Origin of the sequence: Idiomarina sp. MD25a, assembly GCF_001870515.1 — a bacterium.
GTDB lineage: Bacteria > Pseudomonadota > Gammaproteobacteria > Enterobacterales > Alteromonadaceae > Idiomarina.
Map to the genome: position 1 here is coordinate 560,279 of NZ_MDGT01000002.1, position 19,598 is coordinate 579,876.

16 protein-coding genes are annotated in these 19,598 nt (G+C 48.0%); 9 read left to right on the forward strand and 7 right to left on the reverse strand.

Annotated elements, in window-relative coordinates:
* Nucleotides 1–48 precede the first annotated feature (48 nt).
* The 4 genes from bioB to bioD are packed head-to-tail and all read left to right on the forward strand — an operon-like array spanning nucleotide 49 to nucleotide 3,664.
* Nucleotides 49–1,101, forward strand: a complete 1,053-nt coding sequence (bioB, locus tag BFR57_RS03910; protein ID WP_071462724.1) for a biotin synthase BioB — start codon at nucleotides 49–51, stop codon at nucleotides 1,099–1,101.
* Nucleotides 1,061–2,191, forward strand: a complete 1,131-nt coding sequence (locus BFR57_RS03915) for an 8-amino-7-oxononanoate synthase (protein ID WP_171903929.1) — start codon at nucleotides 1,061–1,063, stop codon at nucleotides 2,189–2,191. Before bioB ends, BFR57_RS03915 begins: the two co-directional genes overlap by 41 nt.
* A 9-nt stretch (nucleotides 2,192–2,200) precedes the next feature.
* Nucleotides 2,201–2,977, forward strand: coding sequence for a methyltransferase domain-containing protein (locus tag BFR57_RS03920; protein ID WP_071462726.1), 777 nt, complete (start codon nucleotides 2,201–2,203; stop codon nucleotides 2,975–2,977).
* Nucleotides 2,978–2,989: 12 nt separating this feature from the next.
* Nucleotides 2,990–3,664: a dethiobiotin synthase gene (gene bioD, locus BFR57_RS03925; RefSeq protein ID WP_071462727.1), complete on the forward strand. Its 675-nt coding sequence runs from the start codon at nucleotides 2,990–2,992 to the stop codon at nucleotides 3,662–3,664.
* Here the strand turns inward: bioD and pepE are convergent.
* A complete protein-coding gene (pepE, locus tag BFR57_RS03930; RefSeq protein WP_071462728.1) occupies nucleotides 3,653–4,363 on the reverse strand; it encodes a dipeptidase PepE in 711 nt (236 codons plus the stop codon). The genes bioD and pepE overlap by 12 nt on opposite strands.
* A gap of 128 nt (nucleotides 4,364–4,491) precedes the next feature.
* On the opposite strand from pepE, the gene htpX reads away from it, so the two are divergent.
* From htpX to BFR57_RS03945, 3 genes are all read left to right on the forward strand, one after another.
* Complete coding sequence (gene htpX / locus BFR57_RS03935) at nucleotides 4,492–5,367, forward strand: protease HtpX (RefSeq protein WP_071462729.1); 876 nt, start codon at nucleotides 4,492–4,494, stop codon at nucleotides 5,365–5,367.
* A gap of 95 nt (nucleotides 5,368–5,462) precedes the next feature.
* Nucleotides 5,463–6,821, forward strand: coding sequence for a class II 3-deoxy-7-phosphoheptulonate synthase (locus tag BFR57_RS03940; protein WP_071462730.1), 1,359 nt, complete (start codon nucleotides 5,463–5,465; stop codon nucleotides 6,819–6,821).
* Nucleotides 6,822–6,867: 46 nt separating this feature from the next.
* The gene (locus tag BFR57_RS03945) at nucleotides 6,868–7,665 is read left to right on the forward strand and encodes a DUF1338 domain-containing protein (protein ID WP_006955780.1); all 798 of its coding nucleotides are present in this window, start codon (nucleotides 6,868–6,870) and stop codon (nucleotides 7,663–7,665) included.
* A gap of 69 nt (nucleotides 7,666–7,734) precedes the next feature.
* Here the strand turns inward: BFR57_RS03945 and BFR57_RS03950 are convergent, their stop codons facing one another.
* Nucleotides 7,735–8,544 (reverse strand): pyruvate, water dikinase regulatory protein, encoded by an 810-nt coding sequence (locus BFR57_RS03950; RefSeq protein WP_006955779.1) that lies wholly within the window; start codon nucleotides 8,542–8,544, stop codon nucleotides 7,735–7,737.
* Nucleotides 8,545–8,673: 129 nt separating this feature from the next.
* On the opposite strand from BFR57_RS03950, the gene ppsA reads away from it, so the two are divergent.
* Nucleotides 8,674–11,040, forward strand: coding sequence for a phosphoenolpyruvate synthase (gene ppsA, locus BFR57_RS03955; RefSeq protein WP_071462731.1), 2,367 nt, complete (start codon nucleotides 8,674–8,676; stop codon nucleotides 11,038–11,040).
* 17 nt (nucleotides 11,041–11,057) lie between these two features.
* On the forward strand, nucleotides 11,058–14,093 hold the full coding sequence (locus BFR57_RS03960) for an FAD-binding and (Fe-S)-binding domain-containing protein (protein ID WP_071462732.1): 3,036 nt from the start codon (nucleotides 11,058–11,060) through the stop codon (nucleotides 14,091–14,093).
* A 17-nt stretch (nucleotides 14,094–14,110) separates the two neighbouring features.
* On the opposite strand, the gene BFR57_RS03965 is transcribed toward BFR57_RS03960, so the two are convergent.
* From BFR57_RS03965 to mnmA, 5 genes are all read right to left on the reverse strand, one after another.
* Nucleotides 14,111–15,148 carry a Glu/Leu/Phe/Val dehydrogenase dimerization domain-containing protein gene (locus tag BFR57_RS03965; RefSeq protein WP_006955776.1) on the reverse strand — a complete coding sequence of 346 codons (1,038 nt, stop codon included), beginning with the start codon at nucleotides 15,146–15,148 and terminating at the stop codon, nucleotides 14,111–14,113.
* A 153-nt stretch (nucleotides 15,149–15,301) separates the two neighbouring features.
* The gene (locus tag BFR57_RS03970) at nucleotides 15,302–16,432 is read right to left on the reverse strand and encodes a cupin domain-containing protein (protein WP_071462733.1); all 1,131 of its coding nucleotides are present in this window, start codon (nucleotides 16,430–16,432) and stop codon (nucleotides 15,302–15,304) included.
* Nucleotides 16,432–17,805, reverse strand: a complete 1,374-nt coding sequence (purB, locus tag BFR57_RS03975) for an adenylosuccinate lyase (RefSeq protein ID WP_071462734.1) — start codon at nucleotides 17,803–17,805, stop codon at nucleotides 16,432–16,434. Before purB ends, BFR57_RS03970 begins: the two co-directional genes overlap by 1 nt.
* Nucleotides 17,806–17,836: 31 nt before the next feature.
* Nucleotides 17,837–18,460 carry a high frequency lysogenization protein HflD gene (gene hflD / locus BFR57_RS03980; protein WP_071462735.1) on the reverse strand — a complete coding sequence of 208 codons (624 nt, stop codon included), beginning with the start codon at nucleotides 18,458–18,460 and terminating at the stop codon, nucleotides 17,837–17,839.
* On the reverse strand, nucleotides 18,457–19,587 hold the full coding sequence (mnmA, locus tag BFR57_RS03985; RefSeq protein WP_071462736.1) for a tRNA 2-thiouridine(34) synthase MnmA: 1,131 nt from the start codon (nucleotides 19,585–19,587) through the stop codon (nucleotides 18,457–18,459). The genes hflD and mnmA overlap by 4 nt, the downstream gene beginning before the upstream one ends.
* Nucleotides 19,588–19,598: the final 11 nt, after the last annotated feature.

The window sequence follows — 19,598 nt, forward strand, 5'->3', positions numbered from 1 at the left end:
GTAATCTAGTCGAGCATGAGAAGCCAATAAATAAATGAGAACAGCGATATGAGCGCGCAAAGCCAGACTTCTATACGAAATGATTGGTCCATTGATGAGGTCAGTCGACTCCTTACCTTGCCATTCAATGACTTGGTGTTTCAGGCACAAACTGTGCATCGCCAACACTTTAATCCTAATAAGGTACAGGTCAGCACTTTACTATCAATTAAAACAGGTGCATGCCCCGAAGATTGTAAATATTGCCCACAAAGTGCGCATTACCACACGGGGCTTGATCGTGAGCGGTTGATGGCCGTTGAAAAAGTATTAGAAGAAGCTCGACTTGCAAAGGACAAGGGCGCAAGCCGATTTTGTATGGGCGCGGCATGGCGCAACCCGAAAGATCGGGACATGCCTTATGTCATTGAAATGGTCAAAGGCGTAAAACAATTAGGCTTAGAAACGTGCATGACGCTCGGTATGTTGTCGCCTGAGCAAGCGGCTGCACTGCAACAAGCAGGGCTTGATTATTATAACCATAACCTGGATACCTCGCCCGAGTTTTATGGTGACATTATCACTACCCGAACCTATCAGGATCGGCTTAATACGTTGCGCAACGTACGTGACGCTGGCATGAAAGTCTGTGCAGGGGGCATTGTTGGCATGGGCGAATCCGTTGAGGACCGTGCATCACTGCTTGTTCAGTTGGCTAATTTACCTAAGCATCCCGAAAGTGTGCCGATTAACATGTTGGTCAAAGTGAAAGGTACGCCGTTTGAAAACTTAGAGGATTTAGATCCGATTGATTTTGTGCGCACCATCGCCGTTGCGCGTATTCTGATGCCCGCCTCACACGTGCGCTTGTCAGCGGGCCGCGAATATATGAGCGATGAAATGCAAGCGATGTGCTTTCTTGCAGGCGCTAACTCTATCTTTTACGGCGAGAAATTACTGACAACCAATAACCCAGAGGCGGATGCTGATCTCAAGCTCTTTGAACGCTTAGGTATTACACCTGAAACCCGCGATGGGTATGACGACGAAGTTCATCAAACGGTGATTAATGAGGCGATCAGTGAGCAACAACAACCGCCACTTTATTACGACGCGTCTTGAGCAGCGTCGCAACTCAAATCTCTATAGAACGCAGCAGGTGCGCACCGCCAGTGCGCGACCTGCGCAGTTATCGTCGAATGATTATTTGGGTTTAGCGCAACATCCACAGGTAAAAGCAGCTGCGCAAGCAGCTATCAATGAGTGGGGCGTTGGGAGTACAGGCTCACCGTTGTTGAGTGGCCACACCCAGTTGCATCAACAGCTTGAAGAAACACTGTGCGACTGGTTGGGGTTCGAGGATGCTATCCTATTTAATACAGGATTCGCGGCAAATCATGGCGCCATTACCTGTTTATTGCATGCTCATTGTCAAGCACAGGGCGGACGCATTTACGCTGATCGGTTGATACATGCGTCCATGGTTGAGGGCATGCTGAATAGCGGCATTCGCTTTAAACGGATACCTCACTTAACGTGGCCAATAAAGGCTCAAAGTCACGACTGGTTTATCAGTGAAAGTATCTACAGCATGGATGGGGATGGGCTTAGCATTGCCCAAGGCCGCGACTTCACTGAACAATCACCTGTTCACTGGTTATTGGATGACGCACACGGTATTGGTGTCATCGGAGAGCACGGTGAAGGTTACTTAGGACAGCTCAATCAACAGGTTAAGCTGGGCACCGTCACCTTTGGAAAAGCGCTGGGTGCCAGTGGGGCGGCACTTGTTGGCAGCCGAAATGACATCGATGAGATTCGCCAATTTTGTCGCGAATATATTTATTCAACTGCGATGCCACCGATGCAGGTGGCAGCGATACTCGCATCGATTGAGATTGTCAGAGGGCGCGAAGGACAGTTACGAAGAGATGCGTTAAACGAGAGAATTTGGCGAGTGAAACAGCTTATCAAAAAGCATCATTATCGCTCGGTAGATTCCGATAGCGCCATTCAAACGATAATTTTGGGCGATGAGGCCAGAGCGATGGCTGCAGGCCAACAGTTAAAGCAAGCCGGTATTGATGTCAGCGTCGTGCGCCCACCTACGGTGCCAAAAGGCACAGCGCGTTTGCGTATTAGCCTCAGTAGTACGGTTGATATGAAGATGATTGATGTGATGTTCGATCATCTCAATGCAGAAAGGACATAACCGGTGACGATGCAACCTGAACAATGGCTCACTCAAGTAGCTAAGCGATTTGATAAAGCAGCCACGACATATACGCAATTTAATAAAACACAGCACGCCTTTGCGCAGCGTTTATACCAAAAAGCACAAAGTAGCAATCTGGGCGACTGCTTAGATCTGGGGTGTGGGCCGGGTTCAGAAACACAGCTACTACTTAAGCACTGTCGTCGTTACCTCGGTGTTGACCCCGCTGTGGGCATGCTGGCTCAGGCGAGCAAGTTGTTTCCGCAGGTTGCGTATAAGCAGGGTAGCGCAGAATGTATTCCGGCAGAAAATGCTCAGTTTGACACCGTATTTGCTAATTTTTCATTGCAATGGTGCCCTGATATAAACACCGTGGCGAATGAGCTTTTTCGTGTCACTCGGTCGGGCGGTCAAGTGCTGATGAACACTCTACTCACGGGGACCTTCGCTGAACTGGTAGACGTCTATTCAGCGCTTGATGATAAACAGCATACGATAGCTTACCGCACACAAGCTGAAGTCGAAGCTAAGTTTCGTCAGGCAGGATTTGAAGTCACCAGTGAGGTTGTCGTTCATACGGATTATTTTGAGCAGTTTGAGAGTTTACTGCGCCATATTAAAGGTGTAGGTGCGAGCCAAACACCACAGCAAGATCGCGGCCTAATGACGCCGACGCGATGGCAAAAATTGAAGACCAATTATGAGCAAAAACGCACATCAAAAGGACTCCCATTGACCTGGAAAGTGCTAGAAGCAACATTAATTAAAGACAAGATGTATTAATTAAAGGTTAATATGAAAGTTTATTTTATTACAGGTACTGACACAGACTCTGGTAAAACTGTTGTAACTCAAGCTGTGTTACAACACCTTGCAGACAAAGGCCTCAAAACGCTGGCTATGAAGCCCGTTGCGAGCGGTTGTGACTGGGATGGCACACGTTGGATTAATGCTGATGCCACTAATGCACGACGCCATATGACGTTGGATTGTGATTATGCTTTAACTAATCCCTATGCATTTGAGCCGGCAATCGCGCCTCATATCGCGGCACAAGAAGCCGCTGTCTCATTATCACTTGAGGATATGCTGCAGCAGTTTGAGCGACTTGTTGCGTTGAACCCCGATGCCATTGTTGTTGAAGGAGCCGGTGGTTGGCTTTTACCGCTCTCCGAGCGATTAATGATGCCCGAGTTTGTAAAAGCAATTAGTGCTGAGGTCATTCTAACCGTGGGTATGAAGCTTGGCTGTCTGAATCATGCAATGCTTACTGAACAAGCGATATTTTCATCGTCAGTGCCGATTACAGGTTGGATTGCTAATCAGCCTAGCGTTGAACCCATGGCACGATTTGAACAGAACCTCGACACCTTAAAGCAGCGTATGGCGAGTTCGCAGCTTGGCTCGATAAGCTTTGATGCGAACTGGCAAAACTTGGCACTCGGGCACTTAATTAATTTACCCGATTAATGTGCGAATGCGTTCTAAGTTGTGTTGAATCTGTTTGCCCGCGCTATCAATGAGCACGGGCTGTGCATCTCCGCGCCAGTAACATTCTCCGGCCCGTATTTCGAGCCCTGTACCCTCGGGCAAACCCAAGACTGTTTCGGCGCTATTGAGTGCGATAAACTCGTTGAGGCGATCATCGCGTGTTTCGCCATTAAAGCCAGGCGGATGATAGTCGGTATAATGTGGATTCATTTGTAGCTCAACTAAACGCAAAGCATTGAAACTCGGTGGCTCAACAATCGGCATATCATTGGTGGTTTTAATGGTTTTACCGGCAATATTTGAACCTGCACTCCAGCCAACATAGGGAGTCCCCGCATTTACGGTATCGCGAAGCGGCTCAATCAACTGTTGTTGATAAATTAAATTCAATAATTGAAAGGTGTTGCCGCCACCCACAGCAATTGCTTGGGCCTCACGCACGGCTGCTATCGGATCGGCATATTCCTCTATACCGGTGACGGCCACGTTAACAGGTGCAAGCGCGTTGCGAACTTTATCGGTATATTGGCTATGCGTCATACCCACGCCTGCATAGGGAATAAAAAGCACGGTTGCATCGCCTACGGCGTTCTTAATCCATTCTCTGTTGTGGGCAAGATAGTCGGTATCTCCGACGCGAGAACTGCTCAAAAGTAGTAGATTCTTGTGTTGTGTCATAGGTTAGCTCTAGTTCTAACGTGAATAATTAAAATATTTTACGTATTCGTCACTAGAAATGTAAGCCAATCACCCATATTTAGCATATCATCTAGACCGATTTGTCCTAGCTTACTGAGGGTATGTGTATGCAACGCATCTTGCTGTTTTTAATGACCAATATAGCCATTTTGGTGGTCGTTAGTTTCGTGTTTAATATTATCAGCGCAAACACGGGTCTTACCGTGCAAAATCCGCTAGGCCTTTTAATACTGTGTGGTCTGTTTGGTTTTGGTGGCGCCTTCGTATCACTGTTTATTTCGCGCTGGATGGCGGTTAGGGCGACAGGCGCGCAAGTTATCGAGCAACCGCGGACACCGGCTGAACGCTGGTTGGTAGAAACGGTTAAGCAACAAACACAAAAAGCCGGTATACCGATGCCACAAGTCGCTATTTTCCCGTCTCACGCGCCTAATGCATTCGCCACCGGTCGCAGTAAGTCAACTTCTCTGGTTGCTGTCAGTACCGGGTTGCTTGAACAGATGAATCAAGATGAGATCGAAGCGGTGTTAGCGCATGAGGTGAGCCACATTGCTAACGGTGACATGGTGACATTGACGCTGATTCAGGGCGTAGTGAATACGTTCGTGATGTTCTTTGCTCGCATTATTGCAAGTGCGATTGATAACGCTACACGTAGTAATAACCAGCAGGGTGGAGGTCTTGGCACGTTGGCTTACTTTGGCATCGTTATGGTGTTAGAGATCGTATTTGGTATTTTGGCCAGCATCATCGTGATGTGGTTTTCACGCAAACGTGAATTCCGTGCTGATGCGGGGTCGGCTCAACTGGTTGGTAAGCAAAAAATGATAGCCGCACTTGAGCGTTTGCAGCGGGGTCAGGAACCTGAATTGAAGGGCTCAATGTTGGCCTTTGGTATCAATGGTAAACGCAGTGGTTTGAGTCGTTTGTTTATGTCACACCCACCGTTGAGTGAGCGAATTGAAGCATTACGTAGAATTTGAATAAAAACTTAGCATTCACGCGGGGTTGGGCATTGCTTTTCGTGCCTGACCCCGCTAGATTGGTGGTTTCGATAACCACAACTGGATAGGATGTTATGAGCCAGTGGAGTGCACGTAGTTGGCGTGATAAACCCATCAAGCAACAACCGCAATACCCAAACAAAGAACACTTACAACAGGTTGAGTCACAACTGAGTCAATTTCCGCCATTAGTGTTCGCAGAAGAGATACGTGCGTTACGTAGTCAGTTGACGGATGTCTGTCATGGCGAGGGCTTCTTACTGCAAGGCGGCGACTGCGCTGAATCGTTTGCAGACTTTAATGCACCAAAGATCCGCGATACATTCAAAGTGATTTTGCAGATGGCCATCGTGATGACCTTTGCAGGTTCGTGTCCAGTGACTAAGGTCGCGCGGATGGCGGGGCAGTATGCAAAACCACGCTCAAGTGATCTTGAGACGATCAATGGTGTGAGCTTACCGAGTTATCGCGGAGACATCATAAATGATATGGCATTTACTGATGCGGCTCGCACGCCTGATCCAGAGCGCATGTTGAAGGCTTACCATCACTCTGCAGCAACGCTGAACCTTTTGCGTGCATTCGCTCAAGGTGGCCTCGCTAATTTGCATAAAGTGCATAAGTGGAACTTGGGCTTTTTGGCCGCGAACCCACTGAAAGAACGCTATCAAGAGATTGCCGAGCAAATTCAGTCCGCGCTTAAATTTATGGAAGTGTTGGGTATTAATGCTGAAAATAATGCGACTTTACATGAAACTCAGCTATTTACCTCTCATGAAGCCTTATTATTGCCGTACGAGCAAGCTTTGACACGTACCGACACGTTGACCGGTCTACCTTACGATTGTTCGGCGCATATGATCTGGATTGGTGAACGTACGCGCCAACTTGACCACGCGCATGTTGAATTCATGCGTGGTATTCACAACCCGATTGGCGTCAAAGTGGGGCCGACCATGGATCCTGACGAGCTGATTCGGTTAATTGACGCGGTCAATCCTGATAATGAGGCAGGCCGTCTAACGCTCATTTCACGGATGGGTGCTGACAATTTGGCCGACAACCTTCCGCGTCTGGTTCGGCGTGTGCAGCAAGAAGGCCGCAATGTGGTGTGGTCAAGCGATCCGATGCATGGCAACACAACAAAAGCAGATGGTGGGTTGAAAACACGTAACTTTGACGCCATACATAAAGAATTACGTCAGTTCTTTGCGGTACATCAAGCAGAGGGGAGCTATGCAGGTGGTATCCATCTAGAGATGACCGGTGAAGATGTGACAGAATGTACGGGTGGTGCGTACCAAATTAGCGAAGCTGATTTATCCAGCCGCTACCGCACTCAATGCGACCCAAGGCTGAACGCCGACCAAGTGCTAGAACTTGCCTTTTTGGTCGCTGAGTCACTCGGGGCCGCACGAAACGGGCACGGTTAATTCGCCATTTTTTTGAGTAACTTCTACGTTAAAAGGATTAAATTTCATGTCTCAACATGTCGAGCAGCTGTTTGAACGTCTTTGGCAAGATTACATTTCTCGTACACCATCGGCACCTAAGGTGCACGAAGTCCTCGGGAAAGGACATCCGATTGTAAACGATCACGTTGCTTTCCGAACGTTTGATATTGCCCCGGTACGTCTTGAAGCGCTCGCGCAACACTTTTTAGATCTAGGCTATAAAGAGGGTGGCGACTATCACTTTGAAGCTAAGAAACTCCGTGCGAAGCATTTTGAGCACGAGGATCCAACGTTGCCTAAGGTCTTCATCAGCGAGCTGATGACTGAGGAGTTTAGCGATAGCTTGCAGGCTAAGGTCAAAGAGATGGTGAGCCATATTAATCCAGAAGACGTCAAAAAAGACGATTTCTTGTATTCGGGAACGCACTGGCAAGTCAGCCATGAAGATTATCAAGCGTTATTAGAAGAAAGCGAATACGCGGCTTGGATGGCTGCATTCGGTTTCTGTGCTAACCACTTCACCGTGAGTGTTAATCAATTACCGGGTTACACTGATCTAGAAGAGGTCAACCAAACGCTTAAAGATAATGGTTTTAAACTGAACACTTCGGGTGGCGAAATCAAAGGCTCTCCGGAAGTCTATCTTGAGCAGTCTTCAACCATGGCTAATCACCATCCGGTCGAGTTTAGCGATAAGACAGTAGAAATTCCTTCATGCTTTTATGAGTTCGCTAAACGCTACGAAATTGAGCCGGGTAAATTGTACTCAGGCTTCGTTGCAGCATCTGCGGATAAGATTTTTGAAAGCACCAACGCAAGTTAAATTAAGCGTTAAAAATATAAAACGGCGACCACGAGGTCGCCGTTTTTGTTTTAGCTGACGAATAACGGATTAGTAACGGCGCCGCTGAAGATTCGTTTGTGCGAGGATTTTGGCAGCGATCTCTTCGACTGAAAAACGTGTCGAGTTAATAAAGGGAATGGCCTCTTTGCGATATAATTTTTCGACTTCTGACAACTCGAAGCGACACTGTTGCATCGACGCATACTGGCTACCCTCACGACGCTGACTGCGAATTTCATGCAAACGCTGTGAATCGAGCGTGAGTCCGAATAACTTGTGACGCTGCATTTTTAATTCATAGGGCAGACTGAGTCGCTCAAAATCGTCATCTTCAGTTATCGGGTAGTTCGCTACTTTGATGCCGTATTGCATGGCTAAGTATAGACTGGTTGGTGTTTTACCCGTACGTGACACGCCAACAAGAATCAAATCAGCCTGATCCAACTGATTCAACTTTTTGCCATCGTCATTATCGAGTGCGTAGTTAATCGCTTCTACGCGAAAGTTGTAGTCTTTATGCACGCCATGAGTACGGTGAGTCTTCGGTTTTGCTTTAATGCCTAGCTCGTGCTCGACTTGGCCGACAAAGTTATCGAGAAAATCATAACTAATGCCGCCGCATTGGGTAATGCGTTGCTTAAGCTTTACATTAACAAAGGTGTGAAAAATGAGCGGCGGTTCACCATCGTCTTCAGCGGCACGTTGAATCTGTTTGCACGCCATTTCCGCTTTGGCCTGAGTATCAATAAAGGGCAGTGTCTTATGTCTAAATTCGGTGGGAAACATCGAAAGCAAAGCATGACCAAACGCCTCTGCAGTGAGTGCGGTGCCATCAGAGACGTAAAATGCGGTTCTCATGACCGTTTATTCCTTATTCTATAGATAAAAATCGAAAGCTTTGTAAATCGGATATTAACTTGTTGGCTAAGTATGTGTAAAATGTTGGCCACATCATACCTCCCATCGGATTAAATCGAGGAAAAAGACGTGCAAGAAAACGTACTGTGGTATCAGCAATTAGGAATGCAAGATGTCAACAGAGTGGGGGGTAAAAACGCCTCACTGGGTGAAATGATCAGTAACCTCGCAGGCGCAGGGGTTGAAGTCCCCGGCGGTTTTGCGACGACAGCAGATGCATACAACCAGTTTCTTGAGCAAAGTGGTCTGAATGACAAAATATATGAATTGCTCGACGGCCTCGACGTTAATGACGTCAATAAATTAACCGAAGCGGGCCGCACCATTCGTCAGTGGATCATCGACACGCCTTTCCAGCCCGCCTTTGAAACCGACATTAAACAAGCCTTTAGCCAACTCAGTGAAGACAACGATGAATTTAGCTTTGCTGTACGCAGCTCGGCAACGGCAGAAGATATGCCCGATGCTTCGTTTGCGGGGCAACAGGAAACTTTCTTGAACGTCCGTGGCCTCGATGCCGTGATGGAAGCCATTAAACACGTTTTCGCTTCGTTATTTAATGACCGTGCGATTTCATATCGCGTGCACCAAGGTTACGACCATAGAGGCGTAGCGCTATCGGCTGGCGTACAGCGCATGGTCCGTAGTGACATTGCTTCATCAGGCGTTATGTTCACGATTGATACTGAATCCGGCTTTGACCAAGTTGTTTTTGTCACCTCATCGTATGGCTTAGGCGAAATGGTCGTTCAAGGCGCAGTTAACCCCGACGAGTTTTATGTACACAAGCCAACCCTCAATGCGGGACGTCCCGCAGTGCTGCGTCGTAATTTAGGCAGTAAGAAAATCCAAATGGTGTTTTCTGAAGATCGTGCACATGGTAAGCAAACATTGATCGAGGACATCGATTCCGCTAAAAGCCAAACCTTTTCGATTACCGATGCAGAGGCAGAAGAACTGGCTCGCCAAGCATTAATCATCGAGAAGCATTACGGCCGTCCGATGGACATCGAATGGGCTAAAGACGGTATCGATGGCAAACTCTATATCGTGCAAGCACGCCCGGAGACGGTGCAGTCCAACCAAAAAGGGCAGGCGATCGAACGCTTTGCACTACAAGATACCAGTGCGGTGGTCTGTGAAGGTCGCGCGATTGGTCAGCGCATTGGCAAAGGTGTGGCGCGTGTATTGGATAGCATCGAAGAAATGGACAAAGTCCAACCTGGTGATGTGCTGGTTACTGATATGACCGACCCGGATTGGGAACCTATCATGAAGCGCGCGGCGGCAATCGTGACCAACCGCGGTGGTCGTACATGCCATGCGGCTATCATCGCTCGCGAGTTAGGCATTCCAGCGGTTGTAGGTTGTGGTAATGCAACTCAGCTGATTAGCAATGGCCAAGCGGTAACCGTATCTTGTGCTGAAGGTGATACCGGATACATCTACGAGGGCGAACTTGACTTTGAAGTTACTGAGTCGCGCGTTGATGCAATGCCAGATTTACCATTAAAAATTATGATGAATGTCGGTAACCCGGACCGTGCTTTTGACTTTGCTGGTTTACCGCATGCGGGTGTAGGTCTTGCACGCCTTGAGTTTATTATTAATCGCATGATTGGGGTACACCCTAAAGCCTTGCTTAACTTCGACGATCAACCAGATGCGTTGAAAGCAACGATCAGCACTATGATCGCTGGTTATGAATCGCCTCGTGAGTATTATGTAGCGCGTCTTGCTGAAGGGATCTCAACCTTAGCCGCGGCGTTTGCGCCGGAGCGCGTTATTGTGCGTATGTCAGACTTCAAGTCGAATGAATACGCAAACTTAGTCGGTGGTAGTCAATACGAGCCTGATGAAGAGAACCCGATGCTAGGATTCCGTGGCGCATCGCGCTATATCTCAGAGGAATTCCGTGATTGTTTTGCACTCGAGTGCGAAGCGATTAAACGTGTACGTAATGAAATGGGTCTGAGCAACATCGAAATCATGATTCCTTTCGTACGTACTCTAGAGGAAGGTCGCCAAGTTATCGATTTACTTGAAGAGCAGGGACTGAAACAAGGTGAGAACGGCTTACGTGTGATCATGATGTGTGAACTACCATCAAACGCACTATTAGCGGATAAATTCCTTGATATGTTCGATGGCTTCTCAATCGGTTCGAATGATTTAACCCAGCTAACGTTGGGACTGGATCGCGACTCGGGGTTAATCGCGCACTTATTTGATGAGCGCAATGACGCTGTTAAAGCATTGCTTGAAATGGCCATTAAAGCGGCTAAAGCACGTGGTAAGTACGTCGGTATTTGTGGTCAAGGACCATCGGACCACCCTGACTTTGCTCAATGGTTAGTCGAGCAAGGAATCGATTCGGTTTCGCTTAACCCGGACACTGTTATTGAAACTTGGATGTACTTATCAGAGCAACTGTAAGAGGACTATAAAACGTTATGACACAACTCCCTAAGTTAGACGCCAAGCGCGCACTGCCGTCGTTGTATCAGGCATATATTAGTGAGCTTGAACAGTCAGATTTTAGTGGGGAGATTGATGTCACGTTTTCAGGACGGCTTATCGCGGCGACGGATAACAGTGTTTATCAACAGTTGCCGCAGGCCGTCCTTTATCCTGTCAACGAAGCCGACATTCAAACGATACTGAAACTCGCAGCTCAAGATGAGTTTCATTCAGTGACATTTTCCCCTCGAGGCGGTGGTACGGGCACTAACGGACAGTCGTTAACGCCGGGTATTGTGGTGGACTTGAGTCGCCATATGAATCGCGTGTTGGAAGTCAATGCGGATGAGGGGTGGGTGCGTGTACAAACCGGCGTGGTAAAGGATCAGCTGAACGACGCGTTGCGTCCACATGGCTACTTTTTTGCACCGGACTTATCAACCAGCAATCGTGCCACGCTCGGCGGGATGATTAATACGGATGCATCGGGTCAAGGCTCGTTGGTATACGGTAAAACCAGTGATCATATTTTATCGTTACGCACGGTCTTACAAGGTGGTGAGCTGTTAGCCAGTGAACCGGTGGACTTACAGCAGGCACAAACTTACAGCGAAGTCGATTCGCGGGTAGGGCGGTTATATAAACAAGCACTAAATACTTGTGTGGGTATGCGCGAGGCGATAGACGCCAAATTTCCGCCGTTAAACCGCTTTTTAACTGGGTATGACTTAAAACACACCTTCGATGCAGAGCATCATACGCTCAATTTATCGCGCCTGATTGCGGGTTCCGAAGGTACGTTAGGCTTTGTCACAGAAGCAAAACTCAACATCACACCGATCCCCAAATACCGTACCTTAATCAACGTAAAGTATTCTGACTTCCAAGCGGCACTGAATAACTCACCGTTCTTAGTTGAAGCTGAAGCAACATCAGTAGAGACCATTGATTCCAATGTACTGAACTTGGCGCGTGAAGACATCATCTGGCATAGCGTTTCTCCGCTGCTAGAAGAGGTCGAGGGACAGGTCATGAATGGCATCAACATGGTCGAGTTTGCCGCGACGGACCAAGCGGAAAATCAGCGGAAAATTGATGCGCTTTGTAAACGCTTGGATAAGCTTATTAAAGCTAAAGATAATAAAGGGGTGATCGGGTATCAAATATGCGATGACCTAGAAAGTATCCAAACCATTTATGCAATGCGGAAAAAAGCGGTCGGGCTGTTAGGTGCGACTAAAGGTGCGCGTAAACCCGTTGCTTTCGCAGAAGACACCGCGGTTCCTCCCGAGCAGTTGGCGGCTTTTATAATGGAGTTTCGCGACATCTTAGACGATGCCAACCTCCATTACGGCATGTTTGGTCACGCGGATGCAGGGGTGTTGCACGTGCGCCCCGCGCTGGACTTAACCAATCCAGATGATGAAGTTCTATTGCGCGAAATCAGTGATAAAGTAGCTGCATTGACAGCCAAATACGGTGGCTTGATGTGGGGAGAACATGGTAAAGGCTATCGCTCAGAATATGCGCCGAAATTCTTTGGCGAGGCGCTTTATCAAGAACTACAAAAGGTAAAAGCAGCCGCTGACCCGTTTAACCAGTTTAATCCAGGTAAAATCGCTACGCCGTTAAACAGCGAAGCGCAGTTAGTTTCTGTTGATGCGCAAAAGCGCGGTTATTTTGACCGTCAAATTCCGATTGAGACACGTGACTACTACGACAATGCCATGAGTTGTAATGGCAACGGACTGTGTTTCAACTACGATACCAAAGCAGCAATGTGTCCTTCGTATAAAGTGACACGTGACCGTCGTATGTCGCCCAAAGGGCGTGCGTCATTGATGCGTGAATGGTTGCGCTTAACTGCGGAACAGAATTACCGCGCGGATAAGCAGCCTGATGACGAAGTATCTTGGTTTGAAAAGTGGCGCAACCGCAATGATTCGAAAGATGACTACAGCCATGAAGTGAAGGCGTCAATGGACAAGTGCTTGGCGTGCAAAGCCTGTACTAATCAATGCCCAGTGAGTGTCGACGTGCCGACGTTTAAGGCTGAGTTTTTACAGCATTACTACTCTCGGTATCCGCGCCCCATTAAAGATCATCTTGTGCGAAGTGTTGAAAGCACGGCTAAGGTGGGTGCAAAGTTTCCTAAGTTTAGTAATGCCATTATCAAAAACCCACTGAGCAACTTTTTCTTGAAACAAGTTGTGGGTTATGTCGATACACCCGCATTTTCAGTGCCTAACTTGGTTAAACGGTGGCAGACGTCAGAATTCCGAGTCGCGGAGCCGAGTGAGCTCGCCCAGTTACCAGTAGAACAGCAACAGCAGCTGGTGGCTATCGTACAGGATCCTTTCACCAGCTTTTATGAAGCTGAGATCGTGCATTCTTTCGCGCAACTCGCTGCTCGTTTAGGTTATCAACCTGTATTAATACCGTTTGTAGGGCAAGGTAAAGCTCAACATGTGAAAGGCTTTTTATCGGAGTTTAAGCAAACGGCTGAACGTGTTTATGAGTACCTAGCGCCCTTGTTCGATACCGAAATTGAACGAGTGGGTGTTGATTCGTCCACCGCATTGGTATTCCGCGACGAGTATCACCAGGTGTTAGGTGATAAAGCTGAAGCATTGAACGTGCAAACAGTCATCGAGTGGTTACAGGGCAAGGCGGAGAAACTTGAACTCGAGAGCAGTCATCGGCGTTACGGTTTGCTGTTACATTGCACCGAGCAGAGTTTCATTCCCGAGTCAGCAAAGCACTGGCAGGCGCTATTTACCAGTGTTGGCTTGCAGCTCGATATTGTCCAAGCGGGCTGTTGTGGTATGGCCGGAACATTTGGGCATGAACGTAGCAATTTGAAAGAGAGTATTGCTTTGTATCAAATGGATTGGGCTGAAGCGGTTAAACAGTACGGAACGAGTGGTATTACTGCGACTGGATTCTCTTGCCGCTCGCAGGTAAAACGTTTGGAAGGTAAGCGGGTGAGACACCCGCTTGAAGTTATTTTGAGCTACCTTAATCACTAAGGTAGCTCGTTACGCTGTTATTTTTTCGCGTTAGCGATGATTTCGCGCGCCATCTCGTCGGCCAATTCGCCGGTTGGACGGTTTTCTTCGTTGGCACGTGCAAAAAGCTTATCGAGTGTGTTGTAGATATCACGCACACGTTTGTCAGTCTCTTCAAGCGAGAAGTTGGCCGCTTCGGAACAGACGTGGATAACACCACCTGCGTTAATGACGTAATCAGGGGCGTATAGAATACCCATGTCTTTAACTTTCTGGTCGTGGGCTGGAGTCGCTAACTGATTGTTTGCACTACCTGCAATGATCTTAACTTTTAACTGCTTAAGGGTTTCATCGTTAATTGTTGCACCGAGTGCGCATGGCGCGTATACGTCAGCCTCGACGCCATAGATTTCGTCAAGACCCACAACCTGTGCACCGAGCTCATCTTTAGCACGTTGCATGGCGTCTTCGTTGATATCCGTTACGATCAACTTCGCGCCTTCCTTAGCACAGTATTCGGCAAAGTCATAACCAACAGCACCTAAACCTTGCACTGCAATCGTTACGCCATTAAGGTCATCAGAACCTAAACGGTGTTTTGCCGCCGCTTTAAGGCCTAAATAAGTACCGAGCGCAGTATGAGGCGATGGATCGCCTGCTTTATCTGCAGTACCGGCAACATGGCTTGTTTCTTTAGCAACGATATCGATATCCGCCGTGCGAATGTTGACGTCTTCAGCGGTGATGTATTTGCCACCTAAGGTTTCAATGAAACGACCGTAAGCACGGAATAGGGCTTCACTTTTAATAGTTTTAGCATCGCCGATGATTACGGCTTTACCGCCACCTAGAGGAAGGCCAGCCATAGCGCTTTTATAGGTCATGCCACGTGAAAGACGTAACACGTCGGTTAATGCTTCAGCCGATGAAGCGTAGTTCCATAAACGCGTACCGCCCAAGCTCGGGCCGAGCGTTGTATCGTGAACGGCAATAATAGCCTTAAGACCAGACTCTTCATCATGGCAGAAGGTCACTTGTTCGTGATTATCGAATTCAATATGCTCAAATAGAGACATGAATTTCCATCCTCATTGGTTTTCAAAATTGCGCGCACATTACCACTTGGAATGTTAACGCGCTACTAAAAAACAAAACTAAAATCGTTATTCAAACGGGTGTTTAGCAACTGTTGTTTACAGTTGACGTAAACGGCAACTTTTTAACAAAAATTAGTCAATTAATAGCTCGATAACACCCTGATTGACTAACCATGCGATCAGCGCTTGTCCACACGCGTCATTGCAAAGAGGCGCCAATTCGGTAATCGCTGTTTCATCCGTGAGCTCTGCAAGCTGTTTAGCCAGTGCCTCAGCTTCAGCGGTCACCACAAACAACTCACCGTTGGCAAAGTAATGTGGTCTGTCGAAGTGCTTAAGTAAACGCGAACCCGGCGCGCGAACGACGGTTGCTTTATCCATCGTTAGCAAAGCGGGCACTTGTTCGGCCACCATCGGCAGCTCGGGCTCAGGAAGAGGGCGCTTACTCATTGACTGAGCACGTAAAATGAGCTCATCAAAATCACTCGATTCAACTGCTGATTTAAGGAGTTGTTTCACTTGGCCTAGCTGAGCTTCAGTTACGATATGACTTGGGTTGTCACACGAGAGGTTCGGATCGGTGTAACGTTGTTTAAGTTGCTCAGTCTGTAATGCCATGTCAGCCAGCTGAGCAAGCCATTCGGCTTGATTCGGCGCACGAAAACCGACGGAATAATTGAGACAAGGTTCAAGTGCGATGCCATCATGTGGGCAGCCAGCCGGAATATACAGAACATCACCGGGTTCTAGTACTTCATCGATGACCGCATCAAAGGACTCTTTGATCTGCTTGAGATCCTCGCACGGATAAGTTGGCGTAGTCGATTGACGTGCACCCACGCGCCAATGACGACGACCCGCACCTTGCACAATAAACACATCGTATTCGTCAACATGTGGTCCAACACCACCGCCTTCAACGGAGAAGCTCACCATCACATCATCAATGCGCCACTCGGGTAAAAAACGAAACGCCTGCAACAGCGAGTGGACATCGGGCATCCATTCATTGACCGCTTGCACGAGTAACGTCCAGTTCGCTTCACCGAGCGATTCGTACTCCTGGAAAGGGCCGTGAGCTACTGACCAGGCTTGATCTCGATGTTCGATAATACGAGCATCAACGCCATCTTCCATGGCTAAACCGGCTAAAATTTCGGGTTCGATCAAGTCAACGTTGGCGAGCCCACGCTTAAACAAGCGCGGGCGTTTTTGCCAGTCAGAATCGAGAAAGACTTGCTTATCGACATTCTGTAAATGCATTACTTAAGCTCGTCTACAAATGCTTCAGCACGACCAATGTAGTTCATCGGTGACATGGCTTTCATTTCATCTTTCGCGGCTTCAGGGACATCGAGCGCATCAATGAATGTTACCAAATCGGCCGGCTTGATACGCTTACCACGCGTGAGCTCTTTGAGTTTTTCGTACGGCTTTTCGACGCCGTAGCGACGCATCACCGTTTGTACGGGCTCCGCCATCAACTCCCAGTTTGCGTCTAACTCAGCCGTGAGTACAGATTCATTCACTTCAAGTTTGCTCAGGCCCTTCAAGGAGGCGTGATACGCGATAACCGCATGGGCGATACCAACACCGAGATTACGTAACACCGTTGAGTCGGTCAGATCGCGCTGCCAGCGGGAAACCGGAAGCTTTTGCGCGAGGTGACTCATAACCGAATTGGCGATGCCTAAGTTACCTTCGGAGTTTTCAAAATCGATTGGGTTTACTTTATGCGGCATGGTTGATGAGCCCACTTCGCCAGCAATCGTTTTTTGCTTAAAATGGTTAAGCGCAATATAACCCCATAAGTCACGGTCAAAGTCGATTAACACGGTGTTAAAGCGTGCGACCGCGTCGAACAATTCGGCGATATAATCATGTGGTTCGATTTGGGTGGTGTAAGCGTTCCAAGTCAGGCCTAAAGAAGTCACGAACTGTTCTGAAGCCTGATGCCAATCAACGTTCGGGTAAGCCGCTAAGTGCGCGTTGTAGTTACCCACTGCACCGTTTATTTTACCCATCAGTGCCACTGCGCGCACTTGCTCAAGCTGACGTTGCAAACGCACAGCGACATTAACAAACTCTTTACCCATGGTGGTTGGCGTGGCGGGTTGTCCGTGAGTACGTGCCATCATTGCTACCGAGCGGTATTCACGTGCTTTTGCTTTTACAGTATCGACAATTTCTTGCATAACAGGTACTAAGACATCGTCTCGCGCAGCTGTAAGCATTAAACCATGTGATAAGTTGTTGATATCCTCTGACGTGCAAGCAAAGTGAATAAACTCACTGACTTTGGCTAATTCAGGCAAGTCAGCGACTTTCTCTTTCAACAAGTACTCGACCGCTTTAACGTCATGGTTTGTTGTGCGCTCGATTTCTTTCACACGCTCAGCATCTTCGACGCTAAATGTCTCAACGATTGCATTGAGGCGTTGATTCGCTTCATCGCTAAGTGGAGCAACTTCTTTAATGCCCTCATGCTGAGCCAACATTTGTAACCAACGCACCTCGACAGTCACGCGGTATTTGATTAGGCCATATTCACTAAATATGGCGCGTAATGGCTCAACTTTACTGGCATAACGCCCGTCAACAGGCGATATAGCCGTAAGGGTTGAAAAAGGTAACATATCCAAAGTTCTCCAAGTTAAACAGTTTAAGTTATGCGCTCACGCTGAGTAGTTCATTGACGGCCGCCAGCATACGCTTGCGTCCTAATAAAAACTGACGTCGTTTACCACCGACTTGTTGCCATAACACGGCACTTCGTACGCCTGATAAGAGTAGGGCGCGGACTAGGTGTTGATGCGTCTCTTGTTGCAGGATCTGCGGACTACCATTGACTTTAATCGGCTGGCCAAGGGGACTGATGACTTCACGATAAATCGAAGCTAAGCTCGCCGTTACCTGGTGTTTGTCAAAACCAAATTCATAATATTGGCGACCCACCTGGTGCAAACGCTCTGCTAATAAGTTAAGAGACTTAGGCTGGCTCAGTAAACGCCTAGACAGGTGAACCATCCCCACCATATATCGAGTGATCTCAAGGTCACGCTGAGCATTATTGCGAAATTGTTGAGCAAGTAAAATCAAACCTGGGCGCACGCCTTCAACACCGCCATATACCGCTTCTGTCGATTCAGGCTCTAAATTAAGTACGCTATTAAGCAAGGTATCCACCACCGCTTCGTGATGCACTCGGCCCGTCCGTGCCGCCTGCTGCACGGCGATGGCGGCTTGCGCCATTCCCGCGAGAGCAACAACCCGTTGTTGCCAGTCGTTCATAAACGAACCTCAAAATCGGTAATACGTTGCTCAATGATGCCGCCACCTAGGCAGACATCGTCGATATAGAACACTGCCGACTGTCCAGGTGTTACCGCTGCGACGGGCTCGTCAAACACGACTTCGATACGCCCATCCTTGCCGGGTATGATTTGGCATGGAATATCCGCTTGGCGATAGCGCGTTTTCACAACACACCGCAATGGTTCGCTGATTACTTCTCGGTTCACCCAATGTAATTGGTTTGCGACTAAGCCTTTTGAGAACAAACGTGGGTGATTTTTGCCTTGAGCAACCACAAGTACATTGCGATCGACATCTTTATCAACCACATACCACGGGTCATCGCCCGCGTCAGCTAAACCACCAATATGAAGTCCTTTGCGTTGACCTATCGTGTGGTACATCAGACCTTCATGTTCACCAAGCGTTTCACCATCGACACTCTCGATGGTGCCAGGCTGAGCGGGGAGGTACTGTTGCAAAAAGTCCTTAAACTTGCGCTCACCAATAAAACAGATACCCGTTGAGTCTTTTTTGTCGGCAGTGACTAAACCTTGTTCTTCGGCAATACGGCGTACTTCCGGCTTTTCGAGCTCACCAACAGGAAACAGAGTTTGTGCGACATGCTCATGACTCAGCGTGTAAAGAAAATAGCTCTGGTCTTTGTTGTTATCTAAACCGCGTAATAACTGCCATTTCCCGTCACGATAGGCGCGTCTCACGTAATGACCGGTAGCGATGTAGTCAGCGCCCAAGGCTTCCGCTGCAAATTCCAGAAATGCTTTAAATTTGATTTCTTTGTTGCACATGATGTCAGGGTTAGGGGTACGGCCAGCTTTATATTCATCTAAGAAGTGCTCAAACACGTTATCCCAGTATTCCGCAGCAAAGTTAACGGTGTGTAGCTCAATGCCCAGTTTCTCGCACACGGCCTCTGCGTCGGCGAGATCATCGGCGGCGGCACAATATTCATCGTCATCATCCTCTTCCCAGTTCTTCATAAACAACCCTTCGACTTGATAGCCTTGTTGAAGAAGCAGGTAGGCGGATACGGAAGAGTCTACACCGCCCGACATACCGACGATGACTTTGGTTTCACTGGGTTTTTTTTCGGACTCAGTCATGATTCTTTGTC